Origin of the sequence: Sorangium sp. So ce1335, from assembly GCF_051521615.1 — a bacterium.
GTDB lineage: Bacteria > Myxococcota_A > Polyangia > Polyangiales > Polyangiaceae > Sorangium.
Genome location: NZ_CP150363.1, coordinates 2,743,718 through 2,763,219, shown reverse-complemented (window position 1 = coordinate 2,763,219; position 19,502 = coordinate 2,743,718). Strand labels below are relative to the sequence as shown.

The 19,502-nt window shown below is 73.5% G+C and carries 15 protein-coding genes; 14 read left to right on the top strand and 1 reads right to left on the bottom strand.

Annotated elements, in window-relative coordinates; translation table 11 throughout:
• Nucleotides 1-9 precede the first annotated feature (9 nt).
• The 3 genes from WMF24_RS10290 (at nt 10) to WMF24_RS10280 (ending at nt 2,749) form a co-directional block, all read left to right on the top strand.
• A complete protein-coding gene (locus WMF24_RS10290; protein WP_437736205.1) occupies nt 10-537 on the top strand; it encodes a tetratricopeptide repeat protein in 528 nt (175 codons plus the stop codon).
• 72 nt (nt 538-609) lie between these two features.
• A complete protein-coding gene (sthA, locus tag WMF24_RS10285; RefSeq protein ID WP_437736204.1) occupies nt 610-2,007 on the top strand; it encodes a Si-specific NAD(P)(+) transhydrogenase in 1,398 nt (465 codons plus the stop codon).
• 91 nt (nt 2,008-2,098) lie between these two features.
• A complete protein-coding gene (locus tag WMF24_RS10280; protein ID WP_437736203.1) occupies nt 2,099-2,749 on the top strand; it encodes a Uma2 family endonuclease in 651 nt (216 codons plus the stop codon).
• 85 nt (nt 2,750-2,834) lie between these two features.
• On the opposite strand, the gene WMF24_RS10275 is transcribed toward WMF24_RS10280, so the two are convergent.
• Nucleotides 2,835-3,650 carry a hypothetical protein gene (locus WMF24_RS10275; RefSeq protein WP_437736202.1) on the bottom strand — a complete coding sequence of 272 codons (816 nt, stop codon included), beginning with the start codon at nt 3,648-3,650 and terminating at the stop codon, nt 2,835-2,837.
• Nucleotides 3,651-3,953: 303 nt separating this feature from the next.
• On the opposite strand from WMF24_RS10275, the gene WMF24_RS10270 reads away from it, so the two are divergent.
• The 11 genes from WMF24_RS10270 to WMF24_RS10220 all read left to right on the top strand — a co-directional run bounded on the left by WMF24_RS10270 (nt 3,954) and on the right by WMF24_RS10220 (nt 19,365).
• Nucleotides 3,954-4,715 (top strand): SDR family NAD(P)-dependent oxidoreductase, encoded by a 762-nt coding sequence (locus WMF24_RS10270; RefSeq protein WP_437736201.1) that lies wholly within the window; start codon nt 3,954-3,956, stop codon nt 4,713-4,715.
• Nucleotides 4,712-5,212 (top strand): RidA family protein, encoded by a 501-nt coding sequence (locus WMF24_RS10265; RefSeq protein ID WP_437736200.1) that lies wholly within the window; start codon nt 4,712-4,714, stop codon nt 5,210-5,212. The genes WMF24_RS10270 and WMF24_RS10265 overlap by 4 nt, the downstream gene beginning before the upstream one ends.
• Complete coding sequence (locus tag WMF24_RS10260; protein ID WP_437736199.1) at nt 5,209-5,787, top strand: MarR family winged helix-turn-helix transcriptional regulator; 579 nt, start codon at nt 5,209-5,211, stop codon at nt 5,785-5,787. Before WMF24_RS10265 ends, WMF24_RS10260 begins: the two co-directional genes overlap by 4 nt.
• 25 nt (nt 5,788-5,812) lie before the next feature.
• Entirely contained in the window at nt 5,813-6,736 is a 924-nt protein-coding gene (locus WMF24_RS10255; RefSeq protein ID WP_437738788.1) for an enoyl-CoA hydratase family protein, read from the top strand.
• Nucleotides 6,733-8,022 carry an acyl-CoA dehydrogenase family protein gene (locus tag WMF24_RS10250; RefSeq protein WP_437736198.1) on the top strand — a complete coding sequence of 430 codons (1,290 nt, stop codon included), beginning with the start codon at nt 6,733-6,735 and terminating at the stop codon, nt 8,020-8,022. The genes WMF24_RS10255 and WMF24_RS10250 overlap by 4 nt, the downstream gene beginning before the upstream one ends.
• Before the next feature lie 2 nt (nt 8,023-8,024).
• The gene (locus tag WMF24_RS10245) at nt 8,025-9,509 is read left to right on the top strand and encodes an NADH:flavin oxidoreductase (protein ID WP_437736197.1); all 1,485 of its coding nucleotides are present in this window, start codon (nt 8,025-8,027) and stop codon (nt 9,507-9,509) included.
• Nucleotides 9,510-9,511: 2 nt separating this feature from the next.
• Complete coding sequence (locus tag WMF24_RS10240) at nt 9,512-11,209, top strand: AMP-binding protein (protein WP_437736196.1); 1,698 nt, start codon at nt 9,512-9,514, stop codon at nt 11,207-11,209.
• 3 nt (nt 11,210-11,212) lie between these two features.
• On the top strand, nt 11,213-12,022 hold the full coding sequence (locus WMF24_RS10235; protein WP_437736195.1) for a creatininase family protein: 810 nt from the start codon (nt 11,213-11,215) through the stop codon (nt 12,020-12,022).
• Between the two features lie 587 nt (nt 12,023-12,609).
• Nucleotides 12,610-14,493: a DNRLRE domain-containing protein gene (locus WMF24_RS10230; RefSeq protein ID WP_437736194.1), complete on the top strand. Its 1,884-nt coding sequence runs from the start codon at nt 12,610-12,612 to the stop codon at nt 14,491-14,493.
• A 602-nt stretch (nt 14,494-15,095) separates the two neighbouring features.
• Nucleotides 15,096-16,964: an SUMF1/EgtB/PvdO family nonheme iron enzyme gene (locus tag WMF24_RS10225; RefSeq protein WP_437736193.1), complete on the top strand. Its 1,869-nt coding sequence runs from the start codon at nt 15,096-15,098 to the stop codon at nt 16,962-16,964.
• A 289-nt stretch (nt 16,965-17,253) separates the two neighbouring features.
• A complete protein-coding gene (locus WMF24_RS10220) occupies nt 17,254-19,365 on the top strand; it encodes a L,D-transpeptidase (protein WP_437736192.1) in 2,112 nt (703 codons plus the stop codon).
• Nucleotides 19,366-19,502 lie beyond the last annotated feature (137 nt).

Genomic DNA, 19,502 nt, shown 5'->3' with positions numbered 1-19,502 from the left:
CTGCGGGCCATGGTGCTCAGAGCTGTGGTGGACGAATCGGTGGACGCCGCCCAATGGGAGGCCGTCGAGGAGGCGGCCGAGCTCCTCCAGGAGGAGCAGTTCCAGGCGGCGCTCGTCGCGCTGCGGGACGTGATCAAGACCTCGCCGTCGAACCCGTACGCGTACAACCTGCTCGGCCACGCGCTCTACGAGCTCGGCCAGCTCGAGCCGGCGCGCGACGCCTACCGCGCCGCCGTGCGGATCGCGCCGAGCTTCCTCGGGGCGCGGGTCGCGCTGTCGCACGCGCTCCGGCGGCTCGGCGATCACGACGGGGCGATCGCGCAGGCGAAGGAGGCGCTCCGCCGCTTCCCGAAGGACGGCGAGGCGATGCACGCGATGGGCCTCGCCCACGCGGCGCGCGGCAATCGAGCGATGGCCCGGAAGCACCTCCAGGGCTTCCTCGACTCGGGCCCGGAGGTCGAGGCAGCGATGGAGGTGCGCCAGATCCTCGAGATGCTCGGCGTCGGCGACGACGACGAGCCGCTCCAGTTCGAGTAGCCTCGCTGCCGGCGTGAGCGGCGCGCGCGGCGCGCGGCGTTCGTTGGACGTTCGCTGGAGGAGAGACACGCGATGGCGACCACCCCGCACTTCGATCTCATCATCATCGGAACGGGGCCGGGCGGCGAAGGCGCCGCCATGACGGCCGCGAAGAACGGCAAATCGGTCGCGGCGATCGAGCGCTACACGCGGGTCGGCGGGGGCTGCACCCACTGGGGGACGATCCCGAGCAAGGCGCTCCGCCGCGCGATCTACCACATGAACCTGGTCAACCAGAGCCCCGTCTACAAGCGGATGGATGTGGTCCCGGAGTACCCGTTCGCCGAGCTGCTCGCGACCGCGAACCACGTGATCGACGAGCAGGTCGATCTGCGCGAGGGCTTCTACGATCACAACAGGGTCCGGCTCATCCCGGGGCAGGCCAGGTTCGTCGACGCGCACACGATCGAGGTGGAGACCGACGGGACCCAGCGCCGCCGCTTCACGGCCGACAGCTTCGTCATCGCGACAGGCTCTCGCCCGTACCGGCCGGACGACGTGGACTTCAGCCACCCGCGCATCTTCGACAGCGACACGCTGCTGCGCATGGATCGCACCCCCCGGAGCATCACGATCTACGGCGCGGGCGTCATCGGCTGTGAGTACGCGTCGATGCTGCGCAACATGCAGGTCGCCGTGAACCTCGTGAACACGCGCGCCAGGCTGCTGGAGTTCCTCGACGACGAGATCACCGACGCGCTCGGCTATCACTTCTGCGACACCGGCATCCGCGTGCTGAACGGCGAGGAGCACGAGCGGGTCGAGGCCACGAAGGAGGGGGTCGTGGTGTCCCTGAAGAGCGGGAAGAAGCTCAAGAGCGACGTCTTCCTCTGGGCGAACGGCAGGACGGGCAACACGGCCGACCTCGGCCTGGAGAGCGTCGGCATCACGGCGAACAAACGCGGCCAGCTCGAGGTGAACGAGAGCTTCCAGACGAGCCAGCCGCACATCTACGCGGTCGGCGACGTCGTCGGCTTCCCGGCGCTCGCCAGCGCGAGCTACGACCAGGGCCGCTTCGCGGCGAGCCACATCTGCGGTCAGGCCGACTACAAGCTGGTCCGGGACATCCCGACGGGCATCTACACGACGCCGGAGATCTCGTCGCTGGGGAAGACCGAGCGGGAGCTCACGGCGGAGAAGGTGCCCTATGAAGTGGGCAAGTCGACGTTCAAGACGCTCGCCCGCGCGCAGATCACGGGCCAGCAGGTCGGGATGCTCAAGCTGATCTTCCACCGCGAGACGCTCGCGTTGCTCGGCATCCACTGCTTCGGCGAGAACGCGGCGGAGATAATCCACATCGGACAGGCGATCATGTCGCAGCCGCCGCCGAACAACACGATTCGCTATTTCGTGAACACGACCTTCAATTACCCCACCATGGCCGAGGCGTACCGCGTCGCGGCGCTCGACGGGCTGGGGCGCGTGTTCTGAGGGCCCGCGGCCGGACGGCCGAGGATGCCCGCCTGGTCCGCGGTTGCAGCCACGCGATGCTGCGGCGATACTCCCGGAGGAGCACGCTGCCATGGCCGCCGCTACACCCTTCCCCCTCCTGGGCCCGCCTGCCGAACGCACCGGCGAGGACGCGGCAGAGGGATCGGAGGACCAGCTCTTCGTCGTCCATGACGTCTCGTGGGAGGAGTACGAGGCCCTCCTGGCCGTCCTCGGCGACCGGGCCGGCGTGCGGGTGACGTACTGCGACGGAGTGCTGGAGCTCATGAGCCCAGGCGGACCCCACGAGGGGCAAAAGAAGATCCTGGCCCGCCTCGTCGAGGCCTACGCCGAGGAGGCGGAGCTGCCGCTCAGCGGGTACGGCAGCATGACCGTCCGCAGCCGGCTCGCGAAGCGGGGCGTGGAGCCGGATGAGTGCTACGTGCTCGGGACGGTCGAGGACGGGGGGATCCCCGAGCTCGCGATCGAGGTCATCGAGAAGAGCGGGACGATCGACAAGCTGTCCGTCTATGCGGGGCTCGGCGTGCCCGAGGTGTGGTTCCTGAAGAAGGGGAAGCTCTCGATCCACCTCCTCGGCCCGGACGGCCACGTCGAGTCGGGGCGGAGCCGGCTCCTGCCGGGGCTCGACGTCGCGGAGCTCATGCAATTCGTCCAGCGCGAGGGCGATCAGACCTCGGTGGTGCGCGCATGGCGAGCGGTGCTCCGGAAGCGAAGCGCCAGGTGATCCAGGTCCGCTGACCGCAGAGCCCGCGCGCCCTCGCTTTCCCTGGCGATCCCGGTCCGCTGACCGCAGCGCCCGCGCCCCTCGCCTACCCCCCGACCCGCGCTCGCGCCGCGCACGCCGCCGCGATCGCCTCGGCGCCCGCCTGCCGCGCCGCGATCTCGCACGCGCGCCACGCCGCGAGGCGCTCCGTCGCGGCCGCACCCCTGGGCGCGGCCGCGACCCGCGCCTCGACCGAGCGCGCGAACGCCTCGACGGCCGCCTCGTCCCCGCGCTCCGACAGCAGCGCGCCCAGCGTGAGCGCCGCGTGCGCCGTCTGCCGCTCCGCGCCCGGGTACATCGCCTCCGCCAGCGCCTCGGCGAGCGCCGGCAGGTCGCGGCGCGCCGCCGCCTCGCGCGCCCGCACCTCGGGCGACGCGGCCTCGGCCCCCGGGACGCCGACACGCCGCTCCAGGTAACCGACCACCGTGCGGGCGACGCGCTGGAACGAGGCGAGCCCGTCGGTCGGCACCTCCAGCACGCCGCCCCCGGCGCGCGCGCCCGCGACGTCGAGATCGAGCACGATCACGAGATCCTCCCGCTCGCCGACGACCAGGAGGTCGCGCTCCCAGTCGAGCGAGCGATCCTCCACGAGCCACTCCGTCGCCCGCGCGACCTCGCCGCGCGGCAGGATCAGCGTGCCGTCCGCGAGCGCGAGGCCGTCCGCCGCCGCGTAGAGCGCCGCGACGTCCGGCGGCTCGGCGAGCCCGGCCGGCCACGCGCCCGCGCCCGTCGACGCGGGCCGCGCCTCCACGCCGGCGCACGCGAGCAGCGCCGCGACGCGCGACGCGAGATCGTGCACCTCGGTGCCGCGAGGCGGCGCGCAGGTGTCGCCGCTGCCGCCCGGATTGATGCCCTCGGTCATGTGGGTGCCCTTCGGCGCGAAGCCGTCGCGGGGCGCGACGAACCGCCGCGCAGCCTAGTGGATCGGATCGACGACGTCGACGATCGACTGCGCGAGCGAGATCGCCGGGTGGAACCCGTACGAGGCAGCGCGAAGCGGCGCGCGGCGCCGCGCGCCGCTCCGCGCCGGACGGCCGAGCGCGCTCGCTCAGCGGACGGACGCCGCCGCCGGCGGCGTCGAGGGTGACGACGCCGCGGCGACGGCAGGCCGCGTCGAGGGTGACTTCGGCCTGTGCTTCATATATATATGATTTAGGTAATCCACATGTCGCTGGAAGGCAGGACCGCGCTCGTCACGGGCGGAGGCCGCGGCATCGGCCGCGCGATCGCCGAGCGGCTCGCGCGCGACGGCGCGCGCGTCGTCGTCGCCGGACGTACGCAGGCCGAGATCGACGAGACGGCGGCGGCCGTCGGCGGCGTCGCCGTCCGGCTCGACGTGGGCGATCGCGAGGGCGCGCTCCCGGCGCTCGCCGCGCTCGAGGGCCAGGTCGGGCCCATCGACGTGCTCGTCAACAACGCGGGCGCGGCCGAGAGCGCGCCGTTCGACAGGACCACGGACGCGATGTGGGACCGCATGTTCGCGGTCAACGCGACCGGCGCCTTCGTGATGTGCCGCGCCCTCATCCCGAAGATGATCGCGCGCGGGTTCGGGCGCGTCGTCAACGTCGCCTCCACAGCGGGGCTCACGGGGTTCGCCTACTCGGTCGCGTACTCCGCGTCGAAGCACGCCATGGTCGGGATGACCCGGACAATCGCGCTGGAGATCGCCCGGACGCCGGTGACCATCAACTGCGTCTGCCCCGGGTGGGTGAACACGCGCATGGCCGACGAGGCGATCGCGCGCATCGCCGAGAAGACCGGGCGGGGCGAGGACGCGGCGCGGCGCTCGCTCGAGACGATGTCGCCCCAGGGCCGCATGGTCGAGCCCGAGGAGGTCGCGCTCGTCGTGTCGATGCTCTGCAGCGACGAGGCGCGCGGCATCCACGGCCAGGCCATCTCGGTCGACGGCGGGGCGGTGATGCGGTGAGCGGCCGCCTCGAGATCGTGGAGCCCCCCGGGTGGCCGGCGCCGCGCGGCTACGCGAACGGCGTCGTGACGCGCGGCCGGACGCTGCACGTCGCGGGGCAGATCGGGTGGGACGCCGCGTCGGGGCAGCTCCGGAGCGACGATCTGGCCGAGCAGTTCGCGCAGGCGCTCGACAACGTGCTCGCGGTCGTCGCGGCCGCGGGCGGCGCGCCGGGCGACGTCGCGCGGATGACGGTCTACGTGACCGACCTCGAGGCGTACCGGAGCGCGCGCCGCGCCATCGGCGCCGCGTGGCGCGCGCGGTTCGGCGAGCACTTCCCGGCGATGGCGCTCGTCGGCGTCGCGGGGCTCGTCGAGCCGCGCGCGCTCGTCGAGATCGAGGCCGTCGCGGCGCTGGACGCGCCCGCGCTGGACGCGCCCGCGCCGGGCGCGCCGCCCGGCGACGCCGCGGCGGCGGGCGCGGCCCCCCCGCCCGGCGCTGGCGAGGGCGGCCGGTGAGGCGCGGGGCGCCGGCGCGGCGGCCGCTCGCCGCGGCCCCCCCGCCCGAGAGCGCGCGCGGCGATCAGGCGGCCGTCCGCGCCTGGGTGCGCATCCTCGCGGTCCACAAGCGCGCGCTCGCGGCGATCCGCGAGGACCTGGAGCACGAGATGACCCTCCCGCGCTTCGACCTCCTCGCGAACCTCGTGCGCAGCGACGGGCAGACGCTCGCGTCGCTCTCCCGCAGCATGCTCGTCACGGCGGGCAACCTCACCGGGCTCGTCGACCGCGCGGCGCGCGACGGCATGGTCGAGCGGCGGGCCGACCCGAGCGACCGCCGCGCGTGGCGCGTCCACCTGACCGCCAAGGGCCAGCGCGCGTTCCGCGACGCCGAGCGGCGCCACGCCGCGCGCGTCGCCAAGGTGTTCTCCGGGCTGACCCCGGCCGAGCTCTCGACCCTGACGCGGCTCCTCGACAAGCTGCGCATCACGCTCCGCGCGCCGGACATGCCCGCCCCGTCCCGCCCCGGCAGCGCCCGCGCGCACGCCGAGCGCGGCGCGCGCAGCCCGCCGCGGCGCACGCGGACGAAGACCTGACCGCGCGCGCCACCCCCCGAGGCGCATCGAACCCGAAGCGCACCGAACGCGCACAGAACAGGAGAGGCCCATGACCCTCACTCCCCGCTCCTTCCAGCTCGAGATACGCCGCGGCGTCGCGGAGATCACGCTGAGCCGCCCCGACCGCCTGAACGCCCTCACCTTCGAGGTCTACGGCGAGCTCACGGCCACCTTCCGCTCGCTCGAGCGCTCGGCCGCGCGCGCGGTCGTGCTCACCGGCGAGGGGCGCGGCTTCTGCTCGGGGGGCGACGTCGAGGGGATCATCGCCGAGCTGTTCGCGCGCGACGCGCGCGGGCTGCTCGAGTTCACGCGCGTCACCGGCGCGCTGATCCAGAGCATCTGCGAGCTCCGGCGCCCGGTCGTCGCCGCGGTGAACGGCGTCGCCGTGGGCGCCGGCGCGGTGATCGCCGCCGCCTGCGACCTGCGCATCGCCGCGGCGAGCGCCCGCTTCGGGTTCGTCTTCCCGAAGGTCGGCCTGTCCGGCGCGGACATGGGGGCCTCGTACCTCCTGCCGCGCCTCGTCGGCCACGGGCGCGCCGCCGAGCTGCTCTTCCTCGGCGATCTCGTCGACGCCGGCGAGGCGCTCCGCATCGGCCTCGTGAACCGCGTCGTCCCCGACGGCCAGGCGCTCGAGGTCGCGCTCGGGTGGGCCGAGCGCCTCGCGCGCGGGCCGGCGTTCGCGCACGCGATCACGAAGCAGATGCTCGAGAGCGAGCGCACGATGCCCCTCGCCGCCGCGATCGAGGCCGAGGCGCAGGCGCAGGCGCTCTGCATGGCGCACCCCGACTTCCGCGAGGCCTACGAGGCGACCAAGGCGAAGCGCCCGCCGCGCTTCGAGGGCGCCGATCCGGGCGACGCCCCGGCGCCGCCCGCCGCGGACGCGCCCCCCACCCCGAGGACCACCGGCCCGTCGACGCCGCGGTCATGACGACGCTCGCGCTCTCCTCGGCCGATCTCCCGGTCTTCTTCGAGGAGCGCCACGCGGCGCTCGCCGCGCGGCTGACCCCCGAGGCGCTCGCGCCGCTCGCTGAGGCGCGCGACGCCGCCGCCGTGGCGCGCTGCCTGGGCGAGCCGCTCGGGCTCTACGCGCACCTCGTCCCCGCGGCGTTCGGCGGCGCGCCCGCGGGCCACGGCCGCGCCGCGGATCCGACCGCGATCGACGTGCGGGCGCTGGTGCTCGTCCGCGAGGCGCTCGGCCAGGTCTCCCCGCTCGCCGACGCGATCTTCGCCGTGCAGGGGCTCGGCTCGTACCCGGTCGTGCTCGCGGGCACCGACGCGCAGCGGCGCGCGATCCTCCCCGACGTGCTGTCGGGCCGGCGCGTCGGGGCGTTCGCGCTGACAGAGCCCGAGGCGGGCAGCGACGTCGCCTCGCTGCGGACCGATGCCCGCCGCGTGGGCGACGGGTGGGTGCTCGACGGCGAGAAGGTGCTGATCTCGAACGTGCCGCTCGCGCATCACCTCGTGGTCTTCGCGCGCGCGGTCGCGTCCCCGGCCGAGGGCGGCGGCGCGGGCGGCGCGGGCGGCGCGCGCGCGGCGAAGGGCGCGGCGCGCGCCGCGATCACCGCGTTCCTCGTCGACAGCGGCGCGCCTGGCGTCTCGTCGGAGCCGTTGCCGATGTCGGTCCCGCACCCGATCGGCCGGGTCCGCTTCGCGGGCTGCCGCGTGCCCGACAGCGCCCGCCTCGGCGAGGTGGGCGGCGGCTTCAAGCTCGCGATGCAGACGCTCGACGCCTTCCGGATCTCGGTCGGCGCGGCGGCGAACGGCATGGCGGCGCGCGCGCTGCGCGAGGCGATCGCGCACGTCACGCGGCGCAGGCAGTTCGGCGCGCCGCTCTCCGAGCAGCAGATGGTGCGCGCGTACCTCGCCGAGATGGCGACCGAGCTCGACGCCGCCCGCCTCCTCGTCGCCCGCGCGGCCCACAAGCGCGACACCGCGGCCGGCGGCGCGGCGGCGCGCGTCTCGACCGAGGCGGCGATGGCGAAGATGTTCGCCACCGAGGCGGCGCAGCGGATCATCGACCGCGCCGTGCAGCTCCACGGGGGCATGGGCGTCATCGAGGGGACCGAGGTGGAGCGGCTCTACCGCGAGATCCGGCCGCTGCGCATCTACGAGGGGACGACGGAGATCCAGAAGCTCATCATCGCGAAGGGCATCCTGGAGCGCGCGGCCGCGGAGCCCGCGGCCGACGGGCGCGCGCGGGGTGAGGCCCCGTAGCGATGTGGAAGCCCCCGGAGCGAATCCGCCACCCGCTGCCCCCCGACGCCCCCCCGACCGCGGACGAGGCGGCGCGCGCGCGCCTCTTCTCGCCGCTCCGCCTCGCCTCCGGCCTCGAGCTCGCCGAGCGCTCGTGGGTGCCGGCGATGGTCCCGTGGCGGGCGACCGAGGAGGGGCTGGTCACGCAGGACGTCCTCGACTGGTACGGCCGCTTCGCCGACGGCCAGCCCGGCGCGCTCGTCGTCGAGGCGACCGGCATCCGCGACGTGCCGAGCGGGCCGCTGCTCCGCGCCGGCCACGACCGGTTCATCCCGGGGCTCTCCGAGCTCGTCCGGACGGTCCGCGCCCGGAGCGGCGGCAGGACGCGCGTGTTCCTCCAGCTCATCGACTTCCTGCGTATCCGCAGGCGCCCGCCGAGGGACCGGTTCCTCCGGGAGTTCCTCGCGGTCACCGATGCGCACCGGCGCGCGCTCGCCGACGCGCTCGGCGAGCCGGCGCTCCGCGACGCGCCGGAGCGCGAGGTGCGCGAGCGGCTCGTCGCGCTCGACGACGAGCGCCTCTCGGCCGTGCTCGCGCCGCGCGAGCTCGAGGCGCTGCGCTCCGGCGAGCGCGAGCGCGTCACCGACGTCGCGCTCCCCCACATCCGCGACCTGCCGGCCGCGCTGCCCGGCCTCTTCGCCGCCGCCGCCGGGCGGGCGCGCGAGGCGGGCTTCGACGGCGTCGAGCTCCACTACGCGCACGCCTACACGATGGCGTCGTTCCTCTCCGCGCTGAACACCCGGCCGGACGGCTACGGCGGCGACCGCGAGCGCCGCGCGCGCCTGCCGCTCGAGGTCCACGCCGCCGTGCGCGCCGCCGTCTCGTCCCGCTTCACGGTGGGCTGCCGCTTCCTCTGCGACGACGTCATCGCGGGGGGCAACCGCGTCGACGACGCGATCTTCTTCGCGCTCGCCTTCGCGCGCGCCGGCATGGACTTCCTCTCGCTCTCGACCGGCGGCAAGTTCGAGGACGCGAAGCAGCCGAAGGTCGGCGAGGCGGCGTACCCCTACACGGGCCCGAGCGGGTACGAGTGCATGCCCACCGCGCTCTCCGACGCGGCGGGCCCGTTCGGCCGGCAGGTCCCGAAGCAGGCGCAGATCCGGCGCGCCGTGCGCGACGCCGGCCTCGACACGCCGGTCGTCGTGGCGGGCGGCATCTGCACGTTCGCGCAGGCCGAGGCGATCCTCGCGCGCGGCGAGGCCGACCTCATCGGCGCCGCGCGGCAGACCCTGGCCGACCCCGACTGGTTCCTGAAGCTGCGCCTCGGCCGCGGCGGCGAGGTCCGCCGGTGCATCTACTCCAACTACTGCGAGGCGCTCGATCAGCGCCACCGGCCCGTGACGTGCCAGCTCTGGGATCGCGAGGGCCTCGACGCGCCGGGCGTCGCGACGACCGACGGAGGCAGGCGGCGGCTCACGGCGCCGCCGTGGAGGCGAGAGGAAGCGTGATCATGAACCCACCGACATTCCCCGAGGACTTCAACCTCGCCGACTACTACCTGTTCGACCGGCTGCGCGAGGGGCTCGGCGACAAGGTCGCCCTGCTCTTCGGCGACCAGCGGCACACCTACGCTGACATCGCCGAGCGGGTCCGCAGGCTGCGCGCCCACCTCGCCCTCGAGGACGTCGCGCCCGAGCAGCGGGTGCTCATCGTCCTGCACGACTCGCCCGCGTTCGTGTGGGCGTTCTTCGCGGCGCTGAGCCATGGCGCCGTCGTCGCGATGGGCAACCCCGAGGCGCCCGCGGCCGACCTCGCGTACCTCGTCGAGTACACGCGCGCCGCGGCGGTCGTCACCATCCCGCGCGTGGCCGAGTCGATCGCTGGCGCGCTCGCCGCCGCGGACCTCCGGACGCTCGTGCTCGTCCCCGAGGTCCCGACCGGCGGCGACCTCGAGGCCGAGCTCCCCGTCCCGCCGGCCCTCGATCCGATGCGGGGCATCTCGCTCCGCGACGCGCTCGGGCAGGGGCGGACCGCGCTGGCGCCGAGGAGCGCGCTGGAGGGCCCTCGCCCCACGCGGCGCGACGACGTCGCCATCTGGCTGTTCACGTCCGGCTCGACCGGCAGGAGCAAGGCGGCCATGCACACGCACCGCGATTTCGCCTTCAACACCGAGTGCTACGCCAAGGCGACCGTGGGCTACCGCCGCGACGACATCACCGTCTCGGTGCCGCGCCTCTTCTTCGGCTACGCCACCGGCACCAACCTGATGTTCCCGTTCGCCGTCGGCGCGACGGCCGGCCTCTTCGTCGAGCGGCCGACGCCGGAGACGCTCGCGGAGTACATCGAGCGCTACCGCCCCACGGTCATCACGAACGTCCCGACCATGATGGGCAAGCTGCTCGACCACGACGACGCGCGGGCCGCGCGCGGCGAGCCGCGCCTCGACCTCTCCAGCGTCCGCTTCCACCTCTCCGCCGGCGAGGCGCTCCCGTCGGCGCTCCTCGATCGCTTCCGCGCGCGGTTCCACGCCGACGTCTACGACGGCATCGGCTCCGCCGAGATGTTCCACATCTACTGCACGAACCGCCCCGGCGACGTGCGTCCCGGGTCGCTCGGCCGCGCCGTGGAGGGGTACACGCTCAAGATCCTCCCGTCGGACGCGACGGGCGCCGGCGCGCCCGAGCTCGCCCCCGGCGAGACGGGCGTGCTCTGGGTGAAGGGCGACTCGGTGGCGATCGGTTACTTCCAGGATCGCGAGAAGAGCTGGAGCACGTTCCACGGCCACTGGTGCCGCACCGGCGACCTCTTCCGCATGGACGCCGAGGGCTACCTCTGGTTCAGCGGGCGCGCCGACGAGCTGCTCAAGGTGGGCGGCGTCTGGGTCGCGCCGGTCGAGGTCGAGGAGTGCCTAGCCCGGCACCCGGCGGTCAGCCTCGCCGCGGTGATCGGCGCCGAGGAGGCGGGCCTCGTGAAGCCGAAGGCGTTCATCGTCGTGCGCGACGACGCGCGCGCCCGCGTCGCCACCGAGGAGGGGCGGGCCGCGCTCGCCGGGGAGCTCAAGGCGTTCGTGAAGGACCGGCTCAGCAAGCACAAGTACCCGCGGTGGATCGTCTTCGTCGAGGACGTCCCCCGGAACGACCGCGGCAAGGTCGACCGCAAGGTCCTCCGGCAGCGCGAGGCCGCCGGCGACAACCCGGCGGGCGAGTAGCGCGTGCAGGACCGCGTGCAGGCCGCGCCCCGCCTCGCCGAGCTCACGACGGCAGAGCTCGCCGCGCTCCTGTCGGCCGGCGCGCCCTGCGTCGCGCTCGTGCCGGTCGGGTCCGTGGAGCCGCACGGCCCGCACCTGCCGCTCGGAACGGACACGCTCCTCGGCGAGGCTGCGGCCGAGCTCGCCGGCCGCCGGCTCTGGGAGCGGGGCGTCGCCGCGCTCCTCGCGCCGCCCGTCGGTTACGGTGTCACCGATTTCGCGGCGGGCTTTGCCGGCGCGATCTCGATCCCGGCGCCCGCGCTCACCGCCTTCCTTCGCGCCGTCGCGGAGGCGTACCTGTCGGCTGGCCTGTCGCACGTCTGCTTCATCAACAACCACCTCGAGCCGGAGCACGACCGCGCCGTGCGCGCCGCCACCGGCGACCTGCCCCCGGGCCGCGCCTCCGTGGCCTGCCCGCTCGCGCGGCGCTGGGCGCGGACGCTCTCGGCCGAGTTCCGGAGCGGCGCCTGCCACGCGGGCCGTTACGAGACATCGCTCGTCCTCGCCGCGGCCCCCGCGCTCGTCCGGAAGGACATCGCCCGGGCCCTGCCCGACGTCGGCGTGAGCCTGTCGGAGGGCATCAAGGCAGGGGTGAAGAGCTTCCGCGCCCTGGGCATGGACGCCGCCTACACAGGCGCTCCGCGCGAGGCCACCGAGGACGAGGGCCGCGCGCTGCTCGATCTCCTCGCGACGATGATCGTCACGGAGGTCGCAGAGGGCCTCTCCCGGGCCGCAGCTCCGGACTCCCGTCCTGGACAGGGCAGTGGCAGGTAGCTCAGCGCGCTGAGCGGGCCCAGAAAACTGCGCTGGCCGAGAGAGCTGCGCAGGCTGCGCTGCGCCGAGACGATCCGAGCAACCGCGCAACCGCGCAACCGGGTAACCGGGTAACCGAGTGGTCGGACAGGCAGCCAGGTAGGCGGAAGCAAGCAAGCCTGCTCCATCGCCCCCGCTCACACGCATCCAGTCGGTAAAAATCCAACAGCGCGCCGCCCCGTGAGGCGAAGCGAGGGCGCGCTCGTGAGCGAAACCACAAAATCAGCAAACAGGGGCTCGACAAGCGCGAGCGATGAGCGCGACAATGTCTCTTTTTGTCTCAATACAACTCACGACTTCACAAGGTTTCTCATGACAAACATCGATTCGCGATTGACGTATTCCGTTTGAAGACGTACAACGGTATCGTTTTCCTCGCGCGCTGATCGAAGCCAGAGCGATCCGACCGTTGGCCTGAGATAGGCGATCATTCACGGCGCGCAGGCAGAGGATGAGCTGGCGGGGGCGCTCTCTGGCGCTCCAGCGCGACGGCGTCACAGTTTGCCTCGCTGGCGGGCAGCGCCCGGCGATGCGGATCGGAGAGCGTCATGAGGAATCGCACGTTCGTCAGAGGGTATCAGCATCTTCTCCTGGCCTACCTCGCCGCGGCGTCCGGCGCGGCGGCCGCCGGGTGCGTCAGCGCACCGGGCGCGGACGACGAGCTCGTCGACGAAGCGCAGCAGGCGGCGACGGTGTGTGTTCAGATCCAGGGGACCGCCGCCTTCAAGGATGCATTCCTGCATCAAGGGATGCCCACCACCAACTATGGCTGGGGACCGGACATGTACGCCGGCATCCACGCGTCGTCAGGCAGCGTGCAGTACGGGGTGCTGGAGGCCGACCTGTCGCAGGTCCCCGCCAACGCCACGATCGTCTCGGCGGATCTCTCCGTATCCGTCAAATCATGGACTCCCGATACGGTCCGCGTGCGCCGGATCACGGCGCCCTGGAATCAGTATACGATCACCTGGGACTCGCATGCAGCGGCGAAGGGCGCTGCGGTCGAGGGCAGCTTCACGGTTGGAAGCTCCACCCGGTACACGGTCAGCCTCACGGCGCTCGTGCAGGGCTGGGTGAACGGCACCATCCAGAACTACGGCATCCTGTTCGAGCAGGACACGAATCGCACCCAGATCAGGACAAGCGAGATCGACGCAGCACAGCAGCCGATTCTCCGCGTCTGCTATGACGACGCAACGGGCTCCAGCTCCTCCACCAGCAGCACCACGGCGACGTCCAGCGTCAGCTCCTCGACGAGCAGCACCACGGCGACGTCCAGCGTCAGCTCCTCGACGAGCAGCACCACGGCGACGTCCAGCGTCAGCTCCTCGACGAGCAGCACCACGGCGACGTCCAGCGCCACCACCTCCACGACCAGCGCCTCCACGTCGGGCTCCGGCGGCGCTGGCGGCGCTGGCGGCGCTGGCGGCGCTGGCGGCGCTGGCGGCGCTGGCGGCGCTGGCGGCGAAGGCGGCGCGGGCGGAGGCGGCGGCGGCGGCGTGCCTGGCCTGCCGATCAGCTGCGCCAGCGAAACGCCGGGCGCGGGCGCCAACTGCGGCGTGGACGGGAGCGACGACTGCTGCTCGACGCTCCCGGTCCCCGGGGGCACGTTCAACCGGCTCAACGACCCGGACCTGCCGGCCACGGTCAGCGACTTCTATCTCGACAAGTACATGATCACGGTGGGGCGCTTCCGGCAGTACATCGAGCGGACCGGCGGCCCGACGCAGGCCAACCCGCCGCCCGCCGGCGCGGGCGCCCACCCCAAGATCCCGAACAGCGGCTGGGACCCGGCGTGGAACTCGAAGCTCACGGGCGACACGAACGCGCTCCGGTCAGCGCTCATCTGCGAGCAGTGGGACTGGCCGTCGTGGAGCCCCACCCCGGGAGCCGAGGAGAAGAAGCCGATCGTCTGCGCGACGTGGTACGAGCTGTTCGCGTTCTGCGCGTGGGACGGCGGCCGGCTGCCGACCCAGGCCGAGATCAACTACGTCTCTGCCGGCGGCAACGAGCAGCGCATCTACCCCTGGGGCGGCACGAGCGTCGAGGACATCGAGATCGACGACGCCTCGTGGTGCTGCCAGGGCGACGGCACCGTCGCGGGCTCCTGCAAGATAGAGTATCCCTCGCTCTACCCGTGCAGCCCGTCGGACCTCACCGACGTCGGCAAGTTCCCGAACGGCGCCGGGCGCTGGGGCCACATGGACCTGGCCGGCAACGCGTACAAGGCCACCCGCGACGGCTCGGACATCTATCAGCTGCTGATGCCCTGCAACGACTGCTCGCGGCTCGACAACAGCTCCGCCACGCGCTTCATGCACGGCGGCAGCTTCCTGGCGGCCGGGTTCAAGCAGAAGACGGACTATCAGGTCTCCTACCGGAACGTCGATCGCCGCTACTACGTCACCGCCATGTGCGCGCGCGATCTGTGAGCTGAAGCGGAAGCGGAGAAAGCGCGCCGGACCGAGCTCTTCAGCTCGCGTCCGGCGCCGCCGGCCACGGTGCTCGCCGGGCTGCACGCGCGCAGACGATCATGTAGGCAAAAGCGCGCGCCTCTGCCCGGGCGCCATCCATCCCTCCCTGCATGATCGGATTGAGTGACAAAATGCACCACCGATCCGCACGCTCCGCGCAAGCGGTGGACACGGACACGGACACGGACACGGACGCGGGCGCGGAAACCTGGGCGACACCGCCAGACATGCCCCCGCCGCGCTCGACAATCACGAGCGGCTCGCGCGGCAAGGTTCATTTTTCACCGATACCACAAACAACGTCAGCAGATTTTTTGCCGGCGAACATCGGTTCACAATTGACGCACTCCGATCCGGGCCGTAAAACGATATCGTTTGACTCGCGCGGTCGCGCGACGCCGACGACAGGACGATCCTACGGCTGACCTGATGAAGAGGATGCTTCACGGCGCGCAGGCGGATGTGGCTCTTTGCGGAGGCGCATTCTGGCGCTCCTGCGCGACGGCATCACCGGCGGCCTCGCGGGCGAGCTCGGCCGACGGCGCGGATCGGAGAGCACCATGAGGAATCGGACGTTCGTGAGAGGGTGCCGGCATCTGCTCCTCGCCTCGCTCGCCGCCTCCGGCGCGGCGCTCGCCGGGTGCGTCGACGCGCAGGACGCGGGCGGCGAGCTCATCCATGAGGCGGAGCAGGCGGCGACGGTCTGCGTGACGCTCAAGCGCACCGGGGACACGGGCGTGGTCAGGGATGCGCTCATCCATTCCCGCCATGCCGACACCCCGCTCACCGGAGGCGACATGTACGCCGGCGAGAGCAACAGCGCGCACATGCACGCGCTGATCGCGTTCGATCTCTCGTCCATCCCCAGCGACGCCATCGTCGTCTCCGCCGACCTCTCCCTTCACATGGGCGCCGCGTTCCCCGAAGCGATGCGCGCACACCGGGTCACGGCGGCGTGGGACGAAGACAAGGTGACGTGGAGCTCGCACGCAGCGGCGTGGGATCCCGAGGTCCTGGGGACCCTCGAGGCGAGCGCGGGGTACATCTATGGTGAGCACACGCTCAGCCTCACGGCGCTCGTGCAGCGCTGGGTGAGCGGCGCCGTACCGAACCACGGGGTGCTCTTCGAGCAGACCGCGAATCGCACGCACATCAGGACGAGCGAGAGCTCGCAGGACAAGCGTCCGTCTCTCCACGTTTGTTATGACGGCGCCACGGCGACCGGCTCGACCAGCACGACGAGCAGCTCCACCGCGGTCTCCAGCACCGGCGCCACGTCGGCATCGAGCACCAGCTCCACCGCGACCTCCAGCACCAGCGCCACGACCACCACGACGTCGAGCTCCGGCGGAGAGGGGGGCGAGGGCGGCGCGGGCGGCGCCGGGGGCACGGGCGGCGCCGGGGGCGAGGGCGGCGCGGGCGGCGCCGGGGGCGCGGGCGGCGCCGGGGGCGCGGGCGGCGCCGGGGGCGCGGGCGGAGGCGGCGGGGTGCCTGGACTGCCGATCAGCTGCAGCAGCAACACGCCGGGCGCAGGCGTCAACTGTGGCGTCGAAGGCAACGACGACTGCTGCTCGACCCTCCCGGTGCCGGGCGGCACGTTCAACCGGCTCAACAACCCGAGCCTCCCGGCGACCGTCAGCGATTTCTACCTCGACAAGTACATGATCACGGTCGGGCGCTTCCGGCAGTACATCGAGCGGACCGGCGGCCCGACGCGGGCCAACCCGCCGCCGGCCGGGGCGGGCGCACACCCGAAGATCCCGAACAGCGGCTGGGACCCGAGCTGGAACCAGCACCTCGCGGGCGACACGAGCGCGCTCCGATCGGCGCTCGTCTGCGATCCGTACGGATGGCCGTCCTGGAGCGACACCCCGGGCGCCAAGGAGCACAAGCCGATCGTCTGCGCGACGTGGTACGAGCTGTTCGCGTTCTGCGCGTGGGACGGCGGCCGGCTGCCGACCCAGGCCGAGATCAACTACGTCTCTGCCGGCGGCGACGAGCAGCGCTTCTATCCGTGGGAGAGCGAGAGGGTCACCGACATCAGCCTCGACGACGCGTCCTGGTGCTGCCAGGGCGACGGCTCGGTCGCCGGCGATTGCATCACGTCGTATCCGTCGCTCTATCCCTGCTCGCAGACGGATCTCACGGACGTCGGCAGGTTCCCCGCGGGCGCTGGCCGGTGGGGCCACATGGACCTGGCCGGCAACGCGTACAAGGCGACCCGCGACGGCGCGGACATCTATCAGCTGCTGACGCCCTGCAACGACTGCTCGCGGCTCGACAACGGATCTCGCACGCGCTTCATGCACGGCGGCAGCTTCCTGGCCGCCGCGTACAAGCAGGCGACGAGCTATCAAGTCGCCTACGCGAACGACTCGCGGCGCTACTACGTCACCGCCATGTGCGCGCGCGACCTCCCCATGCCGTGAGGCCGGCCCAGGTGGTGGACCGCCGCGGCGGCCGCGCACCGCGGCGGTGAAGGCGACCAGCGCGGGTCCGCCGCCGCGTCCGCCCCCCTCGCGCCGGGGGCGCCGTGGCAGGCTGCCCCGGGCCTTCAGGCAGGCGCCTCCGCTGCGCCGGCGAGGCGCCCGCTCCCGAGCTCTGGCGCCTCGTCTTCGCGCTCTGCTGGATGCTCTCCTGGATACCCTCCCTCGAACTTGGCCCTCACCCGCGCCACCTGGTACGCGCGTCCGTATGCGCGTGCGAGGCGTTCTCCTGGTGCCGACGATTGCGCTCTCCGCGCTCAGCGTGAGCTGCCCGCGCCCTGCTCCCGAGCCGGCCGCGACGTCCCCGGCCCCCGCCCCTGCGTCGGCGGTCAGCGTGGCGGTGCCCTCCCTCCCGGCGCCGACTCCCTCTCTCGTCGACCCGGCGGACTCCGCAGATCGCGGCGCGCTTGCGGCGCCCCCCGGCGCGAGCGCCGGCGCGGAATCGGCCGCGAGCGCCACGACGGATCCGGCTGCGGACCTCGCGGCGCCGGGCGTCGACCCGCTCGCCTTGCCGGTGCTGCCGCCGCAGCTCGTGGACGACGGCTCGGACGAGCTCCCCCGGCTCGATCCGCCCCCGGCCGCTCCGGAGACGCCGAGGGAGGAGGTCCACGAGCTCGCGAGCATCGCCAGGGAGACATGGATCTTCGCGGAGCCGCGCTGGACGGGCCGGCGCATCGGCTACCTGCGCGCCGGCGCCATTGTCGCGCGCCGGCCGGAGCCGTCCGGCAGGGAGTCGTGCGCCGGGGGCTGGTACCGCATCGAGCCGAGCGGCTATGTCTGCATCGGCGCCAGCGCGACGCTCGACATCCACGATATCGCTGTCGAGGCCTCGTCCCGCCGCCCGATCCGTCGGTTCTTCGCCCAGGCCGCCTCGCCCGCCGTGCCTGACACCCGTACTGCCGCGCGGAACGCGGACCTCGGGGCCACGATACCGGCCTCCCTCGGCGGGGCCGTCCTCGCCGCGGCCGCCGTCGCAGGCGAGGCCACCCCCGCCGCGCCTGCCACCCCCGCCGCGCCTGCCGCCCCCGCCGCGCCCGCCGCGCCCGCCGCCCCCACCGTTCAGGATGCAGCACCGGGCTCCCTCGATGCCGCCGCTCCCGCCGCGGCGGACGCCGTCCCCACCACGGCGGACGCCGTGCCCACCACGGCGTCCGCCGTCCCCACCACGGCGTCCGCCGTGCCCACCACGGCGTCCGCCGTCCCCACCACGGCGTCCGCCGTCCCCGCCGCCCGCCCCGCCGGGCCGGACGCGGAGCTCGCCGCCTGGCTCAACGGCCTGCCCTACACCTACGTGATGTCGGGCTCCCCCACCCCGCCTCTCTACGCGCGCCTTCCGACCGAGGACGAGCAGCGCAGCGCCGAGCCCGACCTCGGCGCGCACCTGCGCCGCGCCGCGGCGGCCGCGCGCGCGTCCGACTTCGTCGCGCCGCCGCTCCTCGACGCGACGCCCTCGGTCCTGCTCTACGGCCGCCCTGCGCCCGGCCTCGCCGGCGATCGCCGCGCGCCCGACGCGCTCGTCCTCGGCCGCGCCCGCACGCGCTCCGGCTTCGCGCTCCTCTCGACCTTCGATCACGACGGCCGCCGCTTCGGCCTCACCACCGACCTCGCCGTCCTGCCGCTCGACCGCACCCGCGTCATCCGGCCGAGCGCGTTCTCGGGGCTCCGGCTCACCGAGGACGCCGCGCTCCCCGTTGCCTTCGCGAAGCGCCGCCGCGCCGCGCGCCTCGTCCTGGGCGAGCGCGGCGGCTTCACCAGCGCCCCGCTCCGCTTCCGCGAGGCGATCCCGCTGACCGGCGCCACCCGCCGCGTCGGCGGCGTCGACCACCTCGAGGCACGCGACGGCTCGCTCGTCCGCGCCGACGACGTCGTGCGCATCGACCCGCTCCCCCGGGCGCCCGCGTGGGCGGTGCGCGGGCGCAAGTGGATCGACGTCTCGATCAACCAGCAGAGCCTCGTCGCCTACGAGGGCACGCGCCCTGTCTACGTCACCCTCGTCTCGACGGGCGCGGACGGGCTCGGCGACTGGAAGACGACGCGCTCGACGATCCAGGGGCTGTTCCGCATCCACACGAAGCACGTCACGGTCACGATGGATGGCGACGAGGAGGACGAGGATCCGTTCGATTTCCGCGACGTGCCCTTCGTCCAGTACTTCACCGAGGGGTTCGCGTTCCACGCAGCGTACTGGCACGACGACTTCGGCACCCCGCGCAGCCACGGCTGCGTGAACCTCGCGCCGCTCGACGCCGCCTGGCTGTTCGAGTGGACGACGCCCGAGGTGCCGGCCGCCTGGCACGGCGCGCTCTCGCTGCGGAAGGGCACGCTCGTCTCGATCCGCCCGTGAGCCGGCCGTGATTCGCCCCTGATCCGCCCGTGTTCCGGCCGCCCGCGATCCGGCCGCCCGTGTTCCGGCCGCCCATGATTCGCCCGTGATCCGGCCGCGCCCGCCGGCGCTGCCCCTTCCGCGCCGTCCGAAGGCAC

What these genes read in the sequence shown, in the direction of transcription:
- WMF24_RS10280 (WP_437736203.1), top strand. Translation starts at nt 2,099, where the DNA reads ATGGCCGCCGCTACACCCTTCCCCCTCCTGGGCCCGCCTGCCGAACGC.
- WMF24_RS10230 (WP_437736194.1), top strand. Translation starts at nt 12,610, where the DNA reads ATGAGGAATCGCACGTTCGTCAGAGGGTATCAGCATCTTCTCCTGGCC.
- WMF24_RS10245 (WP_437736197.1), top strand. Translation starts at nt 8,025, where the DNA reads ATGTGGAAGCCCCCGGAGCGAATCCGCCACCCGCTGCCCCCCGACGCC.
- WMF24_RS10290 (WP_437736205.1), top strand. Translation starts at nt 10, where the DNA reads ATGGTGCTCAGAGCTGTGGTGGACGAATCGGTGGACGCCGCCCAATGG.
- WMF24_RS10250 (WP_437736198.1), top strand. Translation starts at nt 6,733, where the DNA reads ATGACGACGCTCGCGCTCTCCTCGGCCGATCTCCCGGTCTTCTTCGAG.
- WMF24_RS10225 (WP_437736193.1), top strand. Translation starts at nt 15,096, where the DNA reads ATGAGGAATCGGACGTTCGTGAGAGGGTGCCGGCATCTGCTCCTCGCC.
- WMF24_RS10275 (WP_437736202.1), bottom strand. Translation starts at nt 3,650, where the DNA reads ATGACCGAGGGCATCAATCCGGGCGGCAGCGGCGACACCTGCGCGCCG.
- sthA (WP_437736204.1), top strand. Translation starts at nt 610, where the DNA reads ATGGCGACCACCCCGCACTTCGATCTCATCATCATCGGAACGGGGCCG.
- WMF24_RS10270 (WP_437736201.1), top strand. Translation starts at nt 3,954, where the DNA reads ATGTCGCTGGAAGGCAGGACCGCGCTCGTCACGGGCGGAGGCCGCGGC.
- WMF24_RS10240 (WP_437736196.1), top strand. Translation starts at nt 9,512, where the DNA reads ATGAACCCACCGACATTCCCCGAGGACTTCAACCTCGCCGACTACTAC.